14 protein-coding genes are annotated in these 17,976 nt (G+C 45.1%); 3 read left to right on the forward strand and 11 right to left on the reverse strand.

Translation table 11 applies throughout. The features are described 5' to 3' along the window. Nucleotides 1–18: 18 nt before the first annotated feature. From malZ to L4D74_RS12000, 4 genes are all read right to left on the reverse strand, one after another. On the reverse strand, nucleotides 19–1,872 hold the full coding sequence (gene malZ, locus L4D74_RS11985; RefSeq protein WP_428752330.1) for a maltodextrin glucosidase: 1,854 nt from the start codon (nucleotides 1,870–1,872) through the stop codon (nucleotides 19–21). A 183-nt stretch (nucleotides 1,873–2,055) separates the two neighbouring features. Next, on the reverse strand, nucleotides 2,056–2,850 hold the full coding sequence (locus L4D74_RS11990) for an ABC transporter ATP-binding protein (protein WP_265675294.1): 795 nt from the start codon (nucleotides 2,848–2,850) through the stop codon (nucleotides 2,056–2,058). After that, on the reverse strand, nucleotides 2,847–3,788 hold the full coding sequence (locus L4D74_RS11995) for an ABC transporter permease (RefSeq protein WP_428752331.1): 942 nt from the start codon (nucleotides 3,786–3,788) through the stop codon (nucleotides 2,847–2,849). The genes L4D74_RS11990 and L4D74_RS11995 overlap by 4 nt, the downstream gene beginning before the upstream one ends. A 64-nt stretch (nucleotides 3,789–3,852) precedes the next feature. Continuing rightward, entirely contained in the window at nucleotides 3,853–4,818 is a 966-nt protein-coding gene (locus L4D74_RS12000) for an ABC transporter substrate-binding protein (RefSeq protein ID WP_428752332.1), read from the reverse strand. Between the two features lie 413 nt (nucleotides 4,819–5,231). On the opposite strand from L4D74_RS12000, the gene L4D74_RS12005 reads away from it, so the two are divergent. Next, on the forward strand, nucleotides 5,232–6,341 hold the full coding sequence (locus tag L4D74_RS12005; RefSeq protein WP_428752333.1) for a PQQ-dependent sugar dehydrogenase: 1,110 nt from the start codon (nucleotides 5,232–5,234) through the stop codon (nucleotides 6,339–6,341). A gap of 181 nt (nucleotides 6,342–6,522) precedes the next feature. Here L4D74_RS12005 and yfbV read toward each other — a convergent pair whose 3' ends face one another. Next, nucleotides 6,523–6,975: a terminus macrodomain insulation protein YfbV gene (gene yfbV / locus L4D74_RS12010; protein ID WP_265675298.1), complete on the reverse strand. Its 453-nt coding sequence runs from the start codon at nucleotides 6,973–6,975 to the stop codon at nucleotides 6,523–6,525. Nucleotides 6,976–7,306: 331 nt separating this feature from the next. Here yfbV and L4D74_RS12015 point away from each other — a divergent pair, with 331 nt between their 5' ends. Both L4D74_RS12015 and pta read left to right on the forward strand, forming a co-directional pair. Next, a complete protein-coding gene (locus L4D74_RS12015; protein WP_265675299.1) occupies nucleotides 7,307–8,503 on the forward strand; it encodes an acetate kinase in 1,197 nt (398 codons plus the stop codon). Between the two features lie 126 nt (nucleotides 8,504–8,629). Next, the gene (gene pta, locus L4D74_RS12020) at nucleotides 8,630–10,774 is read left to right on the forward strand and encodes a phosphate acetyltransferase (protein ID WP_428752334.1); all 2,145 of its coding nucleotides are present in this window, start codon (nucleotides 8,630–8,632) and stop codon (nucleotides 10,772–10,774) included. 95 nt (nucleotides 10,775–10,869) lie between these two features. Here the strand turns inward: pta and L4D74_RS12025 are convergent, their stop codons facing one another. From L4D74_RS12025 to L4D74_RS12050, 6 genes are all read right to left on the reverse strand, one after another. Beyond that, nucleotides 10,870–11,820 carry a glutathione S-transferase family protein gene (locus tag L4D74_RS12025; protein ID WP_428752335.1) on the reverse strand — a complete coding sequence of 317 codons (951 nt, stop codon included), beginning with the start codon at nucleotides 11,818–11,820 and terminating at the stop codon, nucleotides 10,870–10,872. Between the two features lie 227 nt (nucleotides 11,821–12,047). Further along, the gene (gene oppF / locus L4D74_RS12030; RefSeq protein WP_279348269.1) at nucleotides 12,048–13,040 is read right to left on the reverse strand and encodes a murein tripeptide/oligopeptide ABC transporter ATP binding protein OppF; all 993 of its coding nucleotides are present in this window, start codon (nucleotides 13,038–13,040) and stop codon (nucleotides 12,048–12,050) included. A 5-nt stretch (nucleotides 13,041–13,045) separates the two neighbouring features. After that, nucleotides 13,046–14,017, reverse strand: coding sequence for an ABC transporter ATP-binding protein (locus L4D74_RS12035; RefSeq protein ID WP_428752336.1), 972 nt, complete (start codon nucleotides 14,015–14,017; stop codon nucleotides 13,046–13,048). Nucleotides 14,018–14,038: 21 nt separating this feature from the next. Then, complete coding sequence (gene oppC / locus L4D74_RS12040) at nucleotides 14,039–14,941, reverse strand: oligopeptide ABC transporter permease OppC (protein WP_265675317.1); 903 nt, start codon at nucleotides 14,939–14,941, stop codon at nucleotides 14,039–14,041. A gap of 15 nt (nucleotides 14,942–14,956) precedes the next feature. Continuing rightward, entirely contained in the window at nucleotides 14,957–15,877 is a 921-nt protein-coding gene (gene oppB / locus L4D74_RS12045) for an oligopeptide ABC transporter permease OppB (protein WP_265675304.1), read from the reverse strand. 99 nt (nucleotides 15,878–15,976) lie between these two features. Continuing rightward, complete coding sequence (locus L4D74_RS12050; RefSeq protein ID WP_428752337.1) at nucleotides 15,977–17,608, reverse strand: ABC transporter substrate-binding protein; 1,632 nt, start codon at nucleotides 17,606–17,608, stop codon at nucleotides 15,977–15,979. Nucleotides 17,609–17,976 lie beyond the last annotated feature (368 nt).

Consider the following 17,976-nt stretch of genomic DNA (forward strand, 5'->3'; position numbering starts at 1 on the left):
CCAGTCTGAATCATATTGTCAGTTAAACAAAAGTATGGACTCTTTACCCTTAATTTCGAGTTTAAGGGTATCCCCTGCAATGTCATATGACGTTTTCGTCCACCAGCATCGTAAGCCTTTACAATTGGACGCAACTTTCCAAAGTGGTAACGAAACGGTTATCGGCGCATCCGATAGGTTAAAACCACTGATCACAACGTTACCCTTAAATTCTCGCGCATAAATCAAGCCGCCCGCTTCTACCCATAGCGGGACAAAACTGCCCTTTTGTAACGCAGATAGCTGTCGTCTTGCGGCAATCAATTCGGTAAAGTATTTAAGCCAGTCACTGTGTTCAATTCTATCCCAAGGGAAGCAGCGTCTATTATCGGGATCATGGCTCCCTTCTAACCCAACTTCTGTACCGTAATATAGACAAGGTGCCCCCACATAAGTCATAAGTAGCTGTGCTGCGATTTTAAACCTATCCACATCGCCTTGTAATGTGGTCAGTAAGCGCTCAGTATCGTGGCTGTCTAATTGGTTAAGTTGCGAAAGCTGATTCGCCCATGGTAGCTTTGCACTCGCTTCACGTAACCACTCCAAAAAGTCGCGACAATCAAGCTCAATCGGATCAAACTGAATATCTTTGCTCGCCAATAGCGCTCTAACTGGATGCGCAAAACCATAATAGTTCATCGAGCCATCTTCTTGATCGCCTTGCAGCCAGCTCGTTGCCTCAAAAAAGTGTTCCCCAAGCATGTAAGAGTCCGGTGATACTGACTTCATCGCCTCACGAAAAGCGGAAACATAGTGCGCATTATTCGCCGCCCCCTCACCTTCTCCTAGCATATGAATCACATCAAAGCGCCAACCATCAATCAAGTAAGGCGGCTTCAACCAATGTTTGATCACCGAATCTTCGCTCTGATAAATCGCGTCCCGAACCTGTTTATTATTGAAGTTCAGCACGGGTAAGGTATCAATACCCTTCCACCCAACATAGCTACTAGCGCTATCACTACACTCAGAGCTCTGATCTTTAAAGAAGTAATAGTCACGATATGGACTATTTACCGAACCATAGGCACCGTTCCTTGTTTGTGATTTATCAAACCAGGCATGCTCAGTGGAAGTATGATTAAGCACGGCATCAAGTACGATCTTCATCCCTCTTTGATGGATGTCCTCGGATAGTGTTGCAAACTGCTGGTTAGTCCCAAATTTCGGATCAATAGAATAGTAGTCTACCGTGTCATACTTATGGTTGGAGTAAGAAGTGAATATCGGGTTGAGGTACAGTGTTGTAATACCTAACGCTTGTAAATAATCTAACTTTTGTTGTACACCCGCTAAATCGCCACCGTAGAACTCCACGGCACCAGTATTGCCATGTTGACCAACCGGTTCTCCCCACGATCGCTTCACAGATTGTCGATTTTTGCCTAAATACTGATATTCACCATCTTCAACCCCAATGGAGGGATCACCATTACAGAAACGTTCTGGGAATATCTGATAAAAGACCTGCTCAGACACCCATTCTGGTGGGCAGGCGACTCGGTTGTATTTAAAGTGATATTCCCTACCGGGCATCCTCACTTGCACGCCACGACCATCTAACCAATACTGAGCCTGCCCTAAGATCGCTTTAAAGGTGTAATAAGTGACTGACTTATCCTGACTCAGAGGCAGTATTGCCTGCCATACTCGTAAACGACCCTTTTTCTCCCCCGACGTCATTTCAATGATGTACTCTTCATTGTCGGGTTCATGCCTTAGCAGCACCCGCTCAAAGGGTAAGTCTTCGGTGAGTAATTCAATATGTAAACAATCAGCATGTGCAGTAACACCGTCAGTAGTCTGCGAATGATAGAGATACGGAGTGCTCATAAGTCTCTTGTTACCAGTGATTTAGGATGACGCTATTCTAATCAACTCCGTAGACAAAAAAATCCCCCTTCAAATTGAAGAGGGATCACAGTTAGTAGGCGGAGAAGACTAGGCGTAGAGCTTAATCGCACTCACGGTTGACTAGGTCAATAGTAGGTAAGTAGTAGGTAGATACATAGTAGGCTAGCTCAATAGCAGACTATCATCAGCCAGTTCTTCGCCACGTACTTTAGAGAACATTTCCAACAAGTCTGGAACGCCCATGTTAGCGCGTTGCTCACCCGACACATCAAGGACGATTTCCCCTTGATGCAGCATCACCGTTCTATCACCACACGCCAATGCATCTTTCATTGAGTGCGTCACCATCATGACCGTCAAATTAAACTCACTGATGACCTTCTTAGTGAGATCGATAATAAAGGCGGCCATACGTGGGTCCAACGCTGCGGTATGCTCATCAAGAAGTAGCAGCTTACTGTCTGATAATGTTGCCATCACAAGGCTGACCGCTTGGCGCTGGCCTCCTGACAGCAAGCCGATATTATCACCAAGACGATCTTCTAAACCTAACCCTAAAATACTGATGCGCTCTTGAAACAACTTACGACGTTTCGAAGACAGGGACATACTCCAGCCGCGCTTTTTACCACGCATGTACGCCAACGCCATATTCTCTTCAATGGTCAGATCCGCGCACGTCCCCGCTAGAGGGTCTTGAAACACGCGGGCACATTGATTTGCTCGCTGATCCACAGTTTGTCGAGTGACGTCCATCTCATCAATCAATACGCGCCCCCCCACCATCGGAGTTTCACCTGTCACAGCGCCGAGCAACGTCGATTTACCCGCCCCGTTAGAGCCAATCACAGTCAAAAACTGATGCTCAGGTACTTCTAAATTTACACTTCTTAACGCTCGGTTTTCCAAGATGGTCCCTGGGTTAAAAGTGACTTGAATATCTTCTAATCGAATCATGCTACTTTCCCCGTGTTGCCTGAATTTGAAACCACTTTATTCTCAACAGGCTTACTGACCTTTTTTGCTTTCAGGTTTCCTTTAATCTTTGGTGCGATCAACGCAGCCGCGACTAATACCGCGGTGACCAAGTTAAGATCCGATGCTTGCAACCCAAACATACCACTGCTTAAGGCGAACGCCACTGCGAGTCGATACAAAACTGAACCGACGATTACAGCAACAACTGCTACCCAAATTTTACGACCCGGAATAAGAGTTTGACCTAGAATCACGGCCGCCAATCCAACAACAATAGTACCGACACCTGATGTCACATCAGCAAAGCTGTTGGTTTGGGCAAATAACGCCCCGGCAAAACCCACAAAGCCATTTGATAGAGCAAGACAAAAATACGTATAAAATGCCGTGCTTGCCCCCTGCGCTTTCACCATTCTTGCGTTGACGCCAGTCGCTCGTAGCCCTAAGCCAAAATCACTGTTGAGTAAGCGAACAACAAACCACGCTGAAATAAGTACTAAGACACCAACCACAAGCGGCCGAATGTACATAGAATTACCCATCATCTCGAATGGGGTCAAAATGGTTTCTTCGCCCAACAGCGCGATATTGGGACGACCCATAATACGGATATTGATAGAGAACGCCGCAATCATCGTTAAAATAGACGCCAGCAAGTGCAAAATACCACAGCGAACAGCCAGGAATGCCGTCACCCAACCTGTTGCTGCACCTGCAAGTACCGCCAAGCCTGTAGCGACCCAAGGGTTAACACCCGATACAATCGCAGTTGCTGCAACTGCAGCCCCCATAGGGAAACTGCCATCAACACTTAAATCTGGGAAATCAAGTACTCGGAATGTGAGGTAGACGCCTAACGCGACGAGGCCATAAATCAGACCAATTTCTAGAGCACCAAAGAATGCGAAAGCAGACATAACAACTCCTTTTCTGCTTATTAAAAGGACCAAGCATGAATGCTTGGTCCAGGTAGGAATAACACTATTTAACGCTTGTTGCGCGATCCATTACGGTTTTAGGAATAGTAAGACCTAGCTTTTTCGCCGCTGTCGCATTGATCACCAAATCAGAACCTTTTGCGACCTTAACATCTAACTCACCTGGCGCTTTTCCATCCAGAATTTGAGCAACGTAGTCGGCGGTTTGGACACCAATCTGGTAGTAATCAAAACCTAGGCTCGCAACAGCACCACGCTCAACATAAGAGGTTGCCGCACCAAATACCGGGGTCTTCGCTTGGTTTGCCGATACAATCATCCCTTCAATAGCACTCGCAACCGTGTTGTCAATTAGGGCATAGATAATGTCTGACTTTGATACGATCGCCTGAGTTGCTGTTTGTACGTCAGCACTCTTCAGTGCCGTCGCCTCAACTAACTCAATACCATGTTTTTTTGTGCTTTCTTTTAATAACGTCATCAAACTAACCGCATTAGCTTCGCCTGGGTTGTAAACCACACCAATGGTTTTGACGTCGGGCATAATCTCTTTAATAAGCTCTACGTGTTGATCAACTGGAGACAAATCAGACAGGCCCGTCACGTTCTTACCTGGCTGCTCAAGCTGCTTCACCAACTTTGCGCCAACCGGATCTGTTACTGCAGTAAAGACGACTGGAATATCACGAGTTGCAGATACTAACGCCTGCGCTGTTGGCGTCGCGATCCCTACAAGTACATCTGGACGCTCACCCACAAACTGACGGGCAATTTGTACTGCTATCGCAGGGTTACCTTGTGCCGTTTTATAATCAAACTCTAAGTTTTTACCTTCTTCGTAGCCGTTTGCTTTTAAGCCATCGACCAGTCCTTGTCTGGTTGCATCTAGCGCTGGATGCTCAACAATCTGAGAAACTGCGACTTTCGCTGTTTTAGCCATAATGCTTGCTGAGGACAACAGCGCAACACTCGTTAAGAGCGCTGTAGTAATTAATTTGCTTGCTTTCATCTTGACTCCTTGATTCAGCAACGTTTTTCTGTGTTTGCTGTGACAACCCCTTAATCAAAAGGGTGTAATAATTATTTTACATTCTATTTTTAATGCAATTTAATCATCGCATTTAACTAGTATTACTACCAGCTCACTTACCAAATTGAAAGAACTTATTAACAATCAGCCTCGCAAATGTGCTGTAAAAACAAATTGTGAAGAAATAATCATCTCAGCATGTACAGTCATGCGTACAGCAAACACTGCTTATTTATCCGTATAGCGCGACCGATGACATTTTTACACGCCCAGTTCATTAGTTACCCTGCGCGACTTGATAGACCATACGAGTGACTAATCAGCAATCATGGCTATATTTGAAACAATGGATTTAGAAAAGGTAAGAGTATGAACTTAACTAAGGAGAAGACATGAAAGCCAACATACTGATCATTATTGGCTTATTCGCCATAGCAGTAAGTACCGCCTCCAGTAAAGAATTTGAAAGTAGTCAATACAAAAAAGTCGTCCAGCTCTCTGGTGTACCTTGGGGCATCGAAAGTATTTCTGCCGATCGACTATTAATCACACTGCGTGATGGTCGTATAGTGATGCTGAATGCGGATACTGGCCAAGTTAAACCCGTGAGTGGGCTTCCAACGGTATATAGCGGCGGCCAAGGCGGCTTAATGGATGTTGTTAAGAATCCACAAAAAAACAATGAGTATTTTTTTACTTACGCTAAACCTAATGTGGAAGGCGACGGCGGATCCCCTACTCTTGCCAAAGCTACCCTCGTTCAACATTCACTCACCAATTGGCAAGACATCTTCACGAGTAATGTCGTGGTGACGACTGGCAGGCATTTCGGTAGTAGGTTGGCGATTCAAGATAGCTTTATATTCATGACGATTGGTGATGCTGGCGTACGAAAAAACGGACAAGACACGACAACTCACGCAGGTTCGATTATTCGCCTCAACCTAGACGGTAGCATCCCAAATAGCAATCCCTTTACGGCTAATAACCAGTTTCAACCCGAGATATACAGCTATGGACATCGTAATCCACAGGGCATTGCCTATCACCCTAGAACTCAGCAACTTTGGGCTATTGAGCACGGTCCTCGCGGTGGCGACGAGCTCAACCTAATAGAAAAAGGACAAAACTATGGCTGGCCAATCACCTCACACGGCAAAGAGTATTGGGGCCCTGTTAGTGTTGGAGAGGCAACAGAAAAAGAAGGCATATCAGCCCCTAAAAAAGTGTATATCCCTTCTATTGCGCCCAGCTCTTTGTATATTTATCCAAGCCAAACCTTCCCTCGCCTCGAAGGTAAATTATTGATTGGGGCACTAAAGCTCACTCACATCAACTTGTTAGATGTCAACCAAATTGGTCAAGTACTAGAAGAGCGTCGCTACTACGAAACGTTAAATGAAAGGATCCGAGACATCACGTCAGATACCCAAGGCGCTTTGTGGTTCACCACCGACTCAGGGGGCATCTATACGATCACTCGTTCTAATAATGTGAAGTAGCAGCCTACGTAGACTGAGGGGACTCATGCCAATCAATATTCAAGCAACACGTTGATTTACGCGGCAAACAAAAACAGCTTGCTACGCTAGCAAGCTGTTGGGATGGTGGCGGGCAATGACATTCATTGAACGTTAGCAGCGTTTGAGTACTACGGCGCTGGTTTTAGCGTCAATGGGTTCCCTAAAACCAACGGTCAAACGAACTGCGATCGAGTTGCCTAAACGCTTTATTCAATATAATCGCCAACTCTTTATAACGAGGCTTCGCTTTGACTGGCTCGAGTGCGTACCCGGTCTCAGTAACTTTTTGATGTAACTCTCTATACCACGAGGCAAGAGCAGGAGGAAGCTTGGTGTGTGAACGGTTTCCTAACCACCACATACCTTGTAAAGGCAGGCTAATCGCAAACAAGGCGATAACAATAGTTTGAGGCATCGCCTGAGCGTTATTAAAGACCATTTGAGTCAGCACGCTGATTGCAGCCACCGCAGGCATCACTTTTACAGCAAACTTTGTCGCCTTAATAATGCGCTGCTCTGGGAACAGAGGGGTTAACTCTTTTCTCATTGGCCAAGTATCCATGTACTTCTGACCATTTTTTAAACTCTGAGTTAAGCTTAGTCTCTCACTCATCAGCAACCTCACTAAAAAAAAGTTTAACCATTCAAATAAAAACGCAAAATATTGACGAAAGTTAATATTCTTTCAAATTTATTTTGTTATCATTACGCAATATCGTTATTCTTTGCGCTACCTCAATCTCATTGTTGACTTTATTTTGGAATAAGGCAACTACGAGATGAACGTCGCAAGGACGCAAAAGTGATTTTCTTGGAAAATCGCTTATGATTATACGGCAATTGTAGAATTTTTGATCAAGGCTGAATCGTAACAATTTGTACCTTCTCAGCCTTGAGAATTTATACCCTTGATCTTGGATCAGACAAATTACAGGTAACCTTTAATGTCTAAGCTAGTTTTAGTTCTAAACTGCGGCAGTTCTTCTCTTAAGTTCGCTATCGTTGACGCAACCACTGGTGACGAGCACCTAACAGGTCTTGCTGAGTGTCTTCACCTTCCTGAAGCACGTATCAAGTGGAAACTTGATGGCAAGCACGAAGCACAACTAGGCAACGGTGCAGCTCACGAAGAAGCACTAGCGTTCATGGTAGACACTATTCTTGCTTCTAAGCCTGAGCTTAAAGCGAACCTTGGCGCGATCGGTCACCGTATCGTTCACGGCGGCGAACAGTTCACTAAATCTGCACTGATCACTGATGACGTCCTTAAAGGTATCGAAGACTCTGCAACATTTGCACCTCTTCATAACCCTGCTCACATCATCGGTATTGAAGCTGCGAAGCACAGCTTCCCTGAACTGAAAAACGTAGCGGTATTTGACACAGCATTCCACCAAACAATGCCTGAAGAAGCTTACCTATACGCACTTCCGTACAACCTATACAAAGAGCACGGTATCCGTCGTTACGGCATGCACGGTACTTCTCACCTGTTTATCGCTCGTGAAGCAGCAGAGCTACTTGGCAAGCCAACCAACGAACTAAACATCATCAACTGCCACCTTGGTAACGGCGCATCTGTATGTGCTATCAAAAATGGTGAGTCTGTAGATACTTCAATGGGTCTTACTCCACTTGAAGGTCTTGTGATGGGTACTCGTTGTGGTGACATCGATCCTGCAATCATCTTCCACCTACACGACGCACTAGGCTACTCTGTCGAGCAAATCAACAACATGCTAACTAAAGAGTCTGGTCTACAAGGTCTAACAGAAGTGACTTCTGACTGTCGTTTTGTTGAAGACAACTACGGTGAGAAAGCAGAAGCAACACGTGCAATGGACGTGTTCTGTCACCGCCTTGCAAAATACGTTGCAGGCTACACAGCGACACTAGAGGGTCGTCTAGACGCTATCGTATTTACTGGTGGCATCGGTGAAAACTCTGCACCAATCCGTGAAATGGTTCTTAACCGTCTAGGCGTATTTGGTATCGAAGTAGATGGCGACGCTAACCTGAAAGCGCGTTTCGGTGGTGAAGGTACTATCACTACTGCAAGCAGCCGCATCCCAGCTATGGTTATCTCTACTAATGAAGAGCTAGTTATTGCTGAAGATACTGCGCGCCTAGCAGGTCTTTAATTTTCAAACTGGCTAACCAATAGGTTAGCCAGTTTTCTATTGAACTCAGTCATTTCGCTGCCCATTCAACGTGCATTAATACGCTGAGCTTCATCCCCCCTTCATATAGTTTGAGGTGCTCAAAGAATGTCCCGTACTATTATGCTTATCCCTACTAGCGCAGGCGTCGGCCTAACAAGCGTTAGCATGGGTCTCCTTCGCGCGATGGAGCGTAAAGGTGTTAAAGTTTCTTTTTACAAGCCTATCGCTCAACCTCGTAGCGGTGGCGATCAACCAGACCTAACAACGACTATCGTAGCAGCCAATAGCGACATGCAAATTGGTACGCCGCTGCAAATGTCTGTCGCCGAGAGCCTAATCGGTAACGACAACATGGATGAGTTACTAGAAACGGTTGTTGAACGTTATAACCAAATCAACAAAGATGCGGACGTAACGCTAATTGAAGGTCTAGTACCAACTCGTAAGCACCCATTTGCAAACCAAGTGAACGCAGAAATCGCGGCAACACTTGGCGCTGAAATCGTGATGGTTGCAACACCAAGCACTGACAACCCAGTACAGCTTAAAGAGCGTATTGAAGTTGCCTGTTCTAACTTTGGTGGCACTAAAAACAAAAATATCTCTGGCGTTATCATCAACAAGCTTAACGCACCAGTAGATGAAGCCGGTCGTACTCGCCCAGACCTATCTGAAATCTTTGATGATGCAGATACCGCGAAGCAAAACGAATTGAAAGTGATGGAAATCTTCAACACTAGTCCAATTCGTGTACTAGGTTGCGTGCCTTGGAGCATTGACCTTATCGCGACTCGTGCTATCGACATGGCTCAGCACTTAAATGCTGAAATCATCAATGAAGGTGACATTGCAACGCGTCGCGTTAAGAGCATTACGTTCTGTGCACGTTCACTGCCAAACATGATTGAGCACTTCAAGCCAGGTTCACTACTTGTGACTTCAGCAGACCGTCCAGACGTTATCGTTGCAGCAGCTCTTGCGGCAATGAACGGCGTTGAAATCGGCGCTATTCTACTGACTGGCGGCTATGATGTTCCGGCTGAGATCCGCGACCTAATCAAGCCTGCGCTTGACACAGGCCTACCGATCTTTAAAGCACAAGGTAACACGTGGCAGACTTCTCTAAATCTTCAAAGCTTTAGCATTGAAGTACCAGCAGATGATAAAGAGCGTATCGAATTCATTAACGATCACGTTGCCGGTCATGTAGACGGTAACTGGATTGAATCAATGACTGAAGGTACTCAAAAGTCTCGTCGTTTGAGCCCACCAGCATTCCGTTACCAACTTACTGAGTTTGCTCGTAAAGCGGGTAAGCGCATCGTACTTCCTGAAGGCGATGAGCCACGTACCGTTAAAGCTGCGGCTATCTGTGCAGAACGTGGTATTGCACAATGTGTTCTTCTTGGTAACCCAGACGAAATACGCCGTGTTGCTGCGCAACAAGGTGTAGAGCTTGGTGCTGGCGTTGAAATTATCGATTCTGATGCGGTTCGTGAAAACTACGTCGCTCGTTTGGTTGAGCTTCGCGGCGCGAAAGGCATGACAGAAGTTGTGGCTCGTGAAAAACTTCAAGATTCTGTTTTCCTAGGCACAATGATGCTAGAAAACGACGAAGTTGACGGCCTTGTTTCTGGTGCGGTACACACGACAGCAAACACTATCGTGCCACCGTTCCAAATCATCAAAACTGCGCCTGATGCCTCTATCGTATCCTCTATCTTCTTCATGCTTCTGCCTGATCAAGTATTGGTTTACGGTGACTGTGCAATCAACCCAGATCCAACGGCTGAACAGCTTGCAGAGATTGCAATCCAGTCTGCAGATTCTGCAACGGCATTTGGTATCGAACCACGCGTTGCAATGATCTCATACTCTACTGGTGAATCTGGTAAAGGCGCAGATGTTGATAAAGTACGTGAAGCGACGAAACTTGCTCAAGCAAAACGTCCTGACCTTATCATTGACGGCCCGCTACAGTACGACGCTGCTATCATGGAAAATGTTGCCGCTTCTAAAGCGCCTAACTCTCCAGTTGCAGGTAAAGCGACAGTATTCGTATTCCCTGACCTAAATACAGGTAACACGACTTACAAAGCGGTACAACGTTCAGCTGATCTTGTTTCAATTGGTCCAATGCTTCAAGGCATGCGTAAACCAGTTAATGACTTGTCACGTGGCGCGCTAGTAGACGATATTGTTTACACCATCGCACTAACAGCAATTCAATCAAGCCAAGAGCAAGGTTAATCTTTGTTTAACGCCTGAATGACGAAAGCCTCCATATGGAGGCTTTTTTGTTTCTAGATTTTGTGATTAAAGCCCATCGACCCGCGCGCCCTAACCTAACAGTTTAGTGAATCACGATCGTGTGGCGTATCAAGATCTAAGTCTGGTCCCAACGGCACTACTTGCGTCGGATTAATCCCCACATGACTAAAGTAATAGTGACGTTTAATATGATAAAAGTCCGTCGTCTCTTTGATACCCTTGACCTGATACAGCTCTTTTAAGTATCCCTGAATATTTTTATAGTCGGCAATACGCTTTTTGTTGCATTTAAAATGTCCAACGTAAACGGCATCAAAACGCACTAAGGTGGTGAACAAACGCCAATCTGCTTCTGTTATTTGTTCTCCTGCTAAATAACGCTGCGTCGCGAGGTGTTGGTCCACTTTGTCCAATGCCGTAAACAGCGCATGGTAAGCCTCTTCGTATGCTTCTTGTGTTGTCGCAAAGCCACAACGATAAACGCCATTATTAATCGCGGGATACACAAACTCATTCCACTCATCAATCTGCTTTTGTAACTTCAACGGATAATAATCCTTGTCATCACCCGTGAGTTCATTGAACTCAGTGTTGAACATACGAATAATTTCAGATGACTCATTGCTAACAATGGTTTGCGTCTTTTTATCCCAAAGCACTGGTACTGTCACCCTACCGGTATAATTTGATTTCGCTTGAGTGTACATTTGGTGAAGAAAATTGTGTCCAAAGAGAGGCTCTGGAAGCCCAAAAGACCAACCTTTATCTAACATATCAGGGCAAACAATTGTGACGTCAATGTGGGACTCTAACCCTTTAAGGGCTCGAAAGATTAACGTGCGGTGCGCCCAAGGGCACGCTAGAGACACATAAAGATGGTAGCGACCAGACTCTGGTTGAAAGTCTGCCTCGGGACTGTTTTTGACCCAATGGCGGAAGCCTGCATCTTCACGAACGAATTTACCACCGCTGGTTTTCGTGTCATACCAAACATCATGCCATACACCATCAACGAGTTTGCCCATAATATGCTTTCTCCTTACGTTACGTTGAAGACAGTATAGAAAACAACAACAGCAAGGTTCAGTGGGATAAATGAAAGAAGATGTTCAGATAAGTTGAAGAAACAAAAAAAGCGCGACTCAATTTGATGTCGCGCTTAGGCCTGTCACAGGCTGAAAAGCTACTTAGCTTGTATCATAATTTGCACTTTTGTGCGGTATTTCTCTATACCGAGAACGGTATAACCACGCTAAACAGAAACGTTCAAACACGATACCGCATGTACATCCGTTCCTTGAAGCCCCGGTTTTTGTTGTGCACATTGCTCTGTCGCTTGTGGGCAACGAGTTCTAAACACACAACCAGAAGGCGGATTGATTGGCGACGGCAAGTCCCCTTCAAGCATCTGGATCGTCTTGTTACGTTCAAGCTTAGGATCTGGAATCGGTACTGCTGACATCAGTGCTTTGGTATATGGGTGTTTAGGGTCAGCAAACAAAGCATCTGCCTCTCCTAGTTCAACAGCATTACCCAGATACATCACAAGAACACGATCAGAGATATGTTTCACCACTGATAAATCATGCGCAATGAACACCAAACTTAAGCCTAGCTCGGTTTGTAGCTCTTTAAGCAAGTTCACCACTTGTGCTTGAATAGAAACATCTAACGCTGACACTGGCTCGTCACAGATGATCATTTTCGGTTTCAGAATAAGTGCTCGCGCAATACCAATACGTTGACACTGACCACCCGAAAATTCATGTGGATAACGGTTGATGACGTTAGGCAATAGCCCTACTTTCGTCATCATCTCCTTCACCTGATCTTTCACTTCTTGCTTAGATAGCTCAGGGTAAAAGGTCTGCAATGGCTCTGCGATGATATCACCGACTGTCATTCTAGGATTCAGTGATGCCAACGGGTCTTGGAATATCATCTGAATTTCTTTACGAGTCTCACGACGCTGGACCGCTTGCATTTTCGTGAGGTCTTGCCCTAACCACATGACTTCACCATCGGTGGCTTCGACCAATCCAATGATGGCACGTGCAAACGTCGATTTGCCACAACCAGACTCACCTACAACACCTAATGTTTCACCTTCAAACAGATGAACATCTACGCCATCGACGGCTTTAAGATTTGCCGGCTTTGACCAAGGCCACGCCGACTTTGAAGCGATGCTAAAGTGCACTTTAAGGTTTTTAACATCAAGAATTAACTGTTTATTATCTGTCATAGCGTTCATCGTGCCCACGTCTCCCAATCAGAAAAACACGCGCGTTGGCGGTCTTGGCCAAAGCTCGTTAGTATCGGTGCTTCTTTACGGCAACGATCGGTGACTCGGTGGCATCGTTCTTGGTAAGGACACCCGGTTGGCAAGCGTAGCAAGTTTGGTGGGTTGCCTGGAATTGTTGGTAGTACGTCACCTTCGGTATCTAGACGAGGAATGGCCTTGAGCAGACCTTCCGCGTATGGGTGAGTCGGCTGATAGAAAATCTCATCAACCGTACCGTACTCCATAGTACGTCCAGCGTACATAACCAACACTTTATCGCACGACCCTGCCACGACACCAAGATCGTGGGTGATCATAATAATGGCTGTGTTGAATTCACTTTTTAGCTCGTTCAATAGATCCATAATCTGTGCTTGTACCGTCACGTCTAGCGCGGTAGTCGGTTCATCAGCAATTAACAGCTTTGGACGGCATAGTAGTGCCATTGCTATCATCACACGCTGACGCATACCGCCAGAGAACTCATGAGGGTACATAGTAATACGCTTACGGGCTTCTGGAATTTTAACCGCTTCAAGCATGCGAACGGATTCTTCAAACGCTTCTGACTTACCCATGCCTTTGTGAAGCATCAATACTTCCATGAGTTGGTCGCTCACCTTCATATAAGGGTTTAACGACGTCATTGGGTCTTGGAAAATCATCGCAATTTGTTCTGCACGAACCTTGTTCAGTGCTTTTTCTGGCAAGTTAAGGATTTCATTACCTTCAAACTTCGCGCTACCAGAAATAATACCGTTTTTTGCTAGTAGTCCCATAATCGCAAATACCGTTTGCGATTTACCAGACCCGGACTCTCCTACAATACCTAAGGTTTCCCCCTGGTTAAGAGAGAAATTCAAATCGTTTACTGCGGTCACAATCCCATCTTGGGTGGTAAATTCGACTCGCAGATCTTTGACATCTAATAAGCTCATAATGTTTCCTTTCTCTAATTCTTATCGGTCTTTTGGATCAAGCGCGTCACGAAGACCATCGCCTACATAGTTAAAACAGAACAGAGTGACGACCATAAAGATGGCAGGGTAAATCAATTGCCAAATTGCCACTTCCATAGTTTGAGAGCCTTCTTGAAGAAGTGCGCCCCAACTTGTCATGGGTTCTTGTACACCTAAACCAAGGAAAGAAAGGAAAGATTCCGTCAAAATCATGCTTGGTATAAGTAGTGTTGAGTAAACCGCAACAATACCAAGTACATTCGGAACGATGTGTTTTGTAATAATTTTCCAGTTACTTACACCGGAAACGTGTGCTGCTTCAATAAACTCTTTACTGCGTAAGCTCAACGTTTGACCACGAACAATTCGCGCCATGTCCAGCCAGGCTATCGCACCAATCGCGACAAAGATTAAAACAATATTACGGCCAAAGAAGGTCACTAGTACAATCACTAGGAACATAAAAGGTACCGCGTATAAGATCTCTAGAATACGCATCATAACGCGGTCAACACGTCCGCCAATAAAGCCGGATGTCGCACCATATAGGGTACCGATAAGCACGGCTACAAATGCACCTAACACCCCTACCATCAGTGAAATACGCCCACCAATTAAGGTACGCACATAAAGATCACGGCCTAAACTGTCGGTACCAAACCAGTGCTCGGCACTTGGTGCGGCATGCATGGCATACCAATCGGTATCATCAAAGGCGTATTGAGCAAACATCGGCAAGAAAATAACCGCCAGCGTCATCAGTGTAAGAATAAACAGACTCACCATTGCCGCTTTGTTGCGCATAAAACGAATACGGGCGTCTTGCCACAAACTGCGGCCTTCAATTTCTAAATTCTCGGAAAAATTTTCAATCGCTTCCAAGTTTTCTTTTTTCGTTAACATCATTCCCGCACTCCCTTAGTAACGAATTTTCGGGTCAATCATCGCTAGCAAAATATCAACGACAGCGTTGAAAAGGATGAAGAGGAAACCAATCAAAATGGTCACGCCCATCACTAACGAGTAATCGCGGTTAAATGCTGCATTAACAAAGAGTTTGCCAATACCCGGTAAGCCGAAGATGGTTTCGACTACGACCGAACCGGTAATGATACCTACGAACGCAGGCCCCATATACGATACAACCGGTAACAGCGCAGGTTTTAAGGCATGCTTAAGAACAATGTAACGGTAACTCAAACCCTTGGCACGGGCGGTACGAATAAAGTTACTGTTCAGCGTTTCAATCATGCTGCCACGAGTAATACGAGCAAAAGTAGCGACATAAAGTAACGACATGGCGATAACAGGTAATACGATGTACTGCATTCCTCCATCATGCCAACCACCCGCTGGGAACAAATTCCAGTGAAGTGAGAATAGGTAAATTAAGGCTGGTGCCAACACAAAGGATGGCATCACCACCCCGAGCATGGCGGTCGACATTATGGTGTAATCGAGCCAAGTGTTATGCTTCAAGGCGGCGATAGTACCGACACTTACCCCCATAATCACGGTAAAGACAAAGGCAATAAGCCCCACTTTCGCTGATACTGGCAGTGCCACTGCAATCAGTTCATTTACGGTATAGTCTTGATATTTAAAAGAAGGGCCGAAGTCGCCTTGCAGAATATTCGTTAAGTACGTGGTGTACTGTTCGAACACTGGCTTATCAAGGCCATACTTCGCTTCAATGTTCGCCATGACTTCCGGCGGAAGTGGACGCTCACTTGAAAAAGGGTTACCTGGCGCAAAGCGCATCAGGAAAAAAGAGACGGTAATTAATACCAACAAAGTTGGTATTGCTTCAAATATCCGTTTCATAATGAATTTAAGCATAAACTCATCCATCCAGTCTGTGACAATTTAAAATAGAAGAGACCCTGCGTGTGCTTTCGCACACACAGTGTCTTATATCGTTATATTTTTTATAGGGTGTTATTTAGCTTTGATGTAGAGATCTTTAGAGTAGATCTTATCTTCTGCGTTACCTTCAGGGTAACCACCAAGTTCAGGCGATACGAGACGAGTTGTCACGTACTGATAGATTGGTGCAATTGGCATGTCTTTCGCTAGTAGCTTCTCAGCTTCAATGTAAAGTTGAGTACGCTCATCTTCTGAAGTTGAGCTTAGTGCTTTCTCAATCACAGCATCGTAGTCTTTACTCTTATAGTGCTGACCTGCAGTTGTATTTGCACTTACCATTAGCGTTAGGAATGAAGAGGCTTCGTTGTAGTCACCACACCAGCCAGCACGCGCAACATCAAAGTTACCTGTGTCTTTGCTGTCTAGGTAAGATTTCCACTCTTGGTTTTCAAGTTTAGCGTTAATACCTAGCTCTTTCTTCCACATTGAAGCAATCGCTACAGCAATCTTCTTATGGTTTTCAGAGGTGTTGTACAGCAGGTCGAATTCTAAAGGGTTGCTCTTAGAATAACCGGCTTCTTCTAGAAGGCGTTTTGCTTCAGCGATACGCTCTTTTTGACTCAGCTGACCATATTCTGGTGTTACTGGATCAAAGCCCGCTGTAATTTCAGGCGTTAAGAAGTACGCTGGTTTTTGACCTTGACCTAGGATAGCTTTAGAAATGATATCGCGGTCCATGGCATAAGACATCGCTTTACGAACACGAACATCATTAAACGGCGCTTTCTGGGCATTGAACTGGTAGTAGTACGTACATAGGTTACCCTTGATGTTGACATCTTGTGGGTACTCTTTTTGTAGGCGACGGAAATGCTCGTTTGGCACTTCATAAGTGAAATCCAGCTCACCAGACAAGAAACGGTTCATTTCCGCTACTTGGTTTTCAATTGGTAGGAAGGTAACTTTAGTTAGAACCGTGTTGCCTTGATCCCAGTATGAATCACTCTTAACAAGCTCTAAACGCTCATTAACAACCCACTTGTTTGGTACAAATGCACCATTACCAACGAAGTTTTCAGGCTTCGTCCACTGGTCGCCAAATTTTTCTACCGTTGCTTGATGGACAGGCTTCACTGTGGTGTGGCCCATCATCATCACAAAATATGGAACAGCTGTATCAAGCGTTACTTCCAATGTATGCTCGTCTAGTGCTTTAACACCCAGCTCACTCTTATCTTTTTTGCCCGCTACGATATCTTTAGCATTCGCCATCTTGGTGTATTCCATGTACCAAGCGTATGGTGAAGCCGTTTTAGGATCGACAGCGCGTTGGAAGCTGAAGACAAAGTCATTCGCTGTTACAGGATCGCCATTTGACCATTTCGCGTCATCACGAAGATGGAATACAAACGTTTTGTTGTCTGCGGTTTCCCAAGACTTAGCAACACCGGGGATAGTTTTGCCGTTTGCATCTTGGTTTACTAGGCCTTCAAGAAGATCACGAATTACGTGAGACTCTGGAACGCCCTGAGATTTATGCGGATCGAGTGTAGCAACCTCAGTACCATTACCACGTACAAGCTCTTGCTTATCTGCTAGTTTTGTACCGGCAGGAACCTCTGCGGCAAGCGAAGAAAAAGAGGTGGCAGCCACTGCCATGCTCGCGCCTAGAAGAAGGGCTTGCGTGATTTTGTTCTTATACATGCATCTAACTCCAAGTAATTTTTATTGCATCCATGACGTCTTTATACGGGGCTAGAACGGACAGCATTTTAGATTAATTTAGCTCAAAATTTGAGCACAAAAACCTAAACCCATACAAAGATTGCGGTTCACATTACCAACCTTCGAAGTATTTTGCCATTAATTTGTAACGAAAATGGCATAACACTCCTGTTTGCTCGAATAATCAGCAGATCGTTTCAGCATAAGGCGTAATTACACAAATAATTTACTACAATGCGCTTTTTGGCCGTATGAACCTATTTATAATTCTAAAATTAACGAAGTTAATAGCGAAATACGCCAATCAACCACGACAAAATTTAACATTTCGTTTTCATTCTACCTTT

Source organism: Vibrio cionasavignyae, assembly GCF_050337155.1.
In the GTDB taxonomy this organism is placed as follows: Bacteria; Pseudomonadota; Gammaproteobacteria; order Enterobacterales; family Vibrionaceae; genus Vibrio; species Vibrio nomapromontoriensis.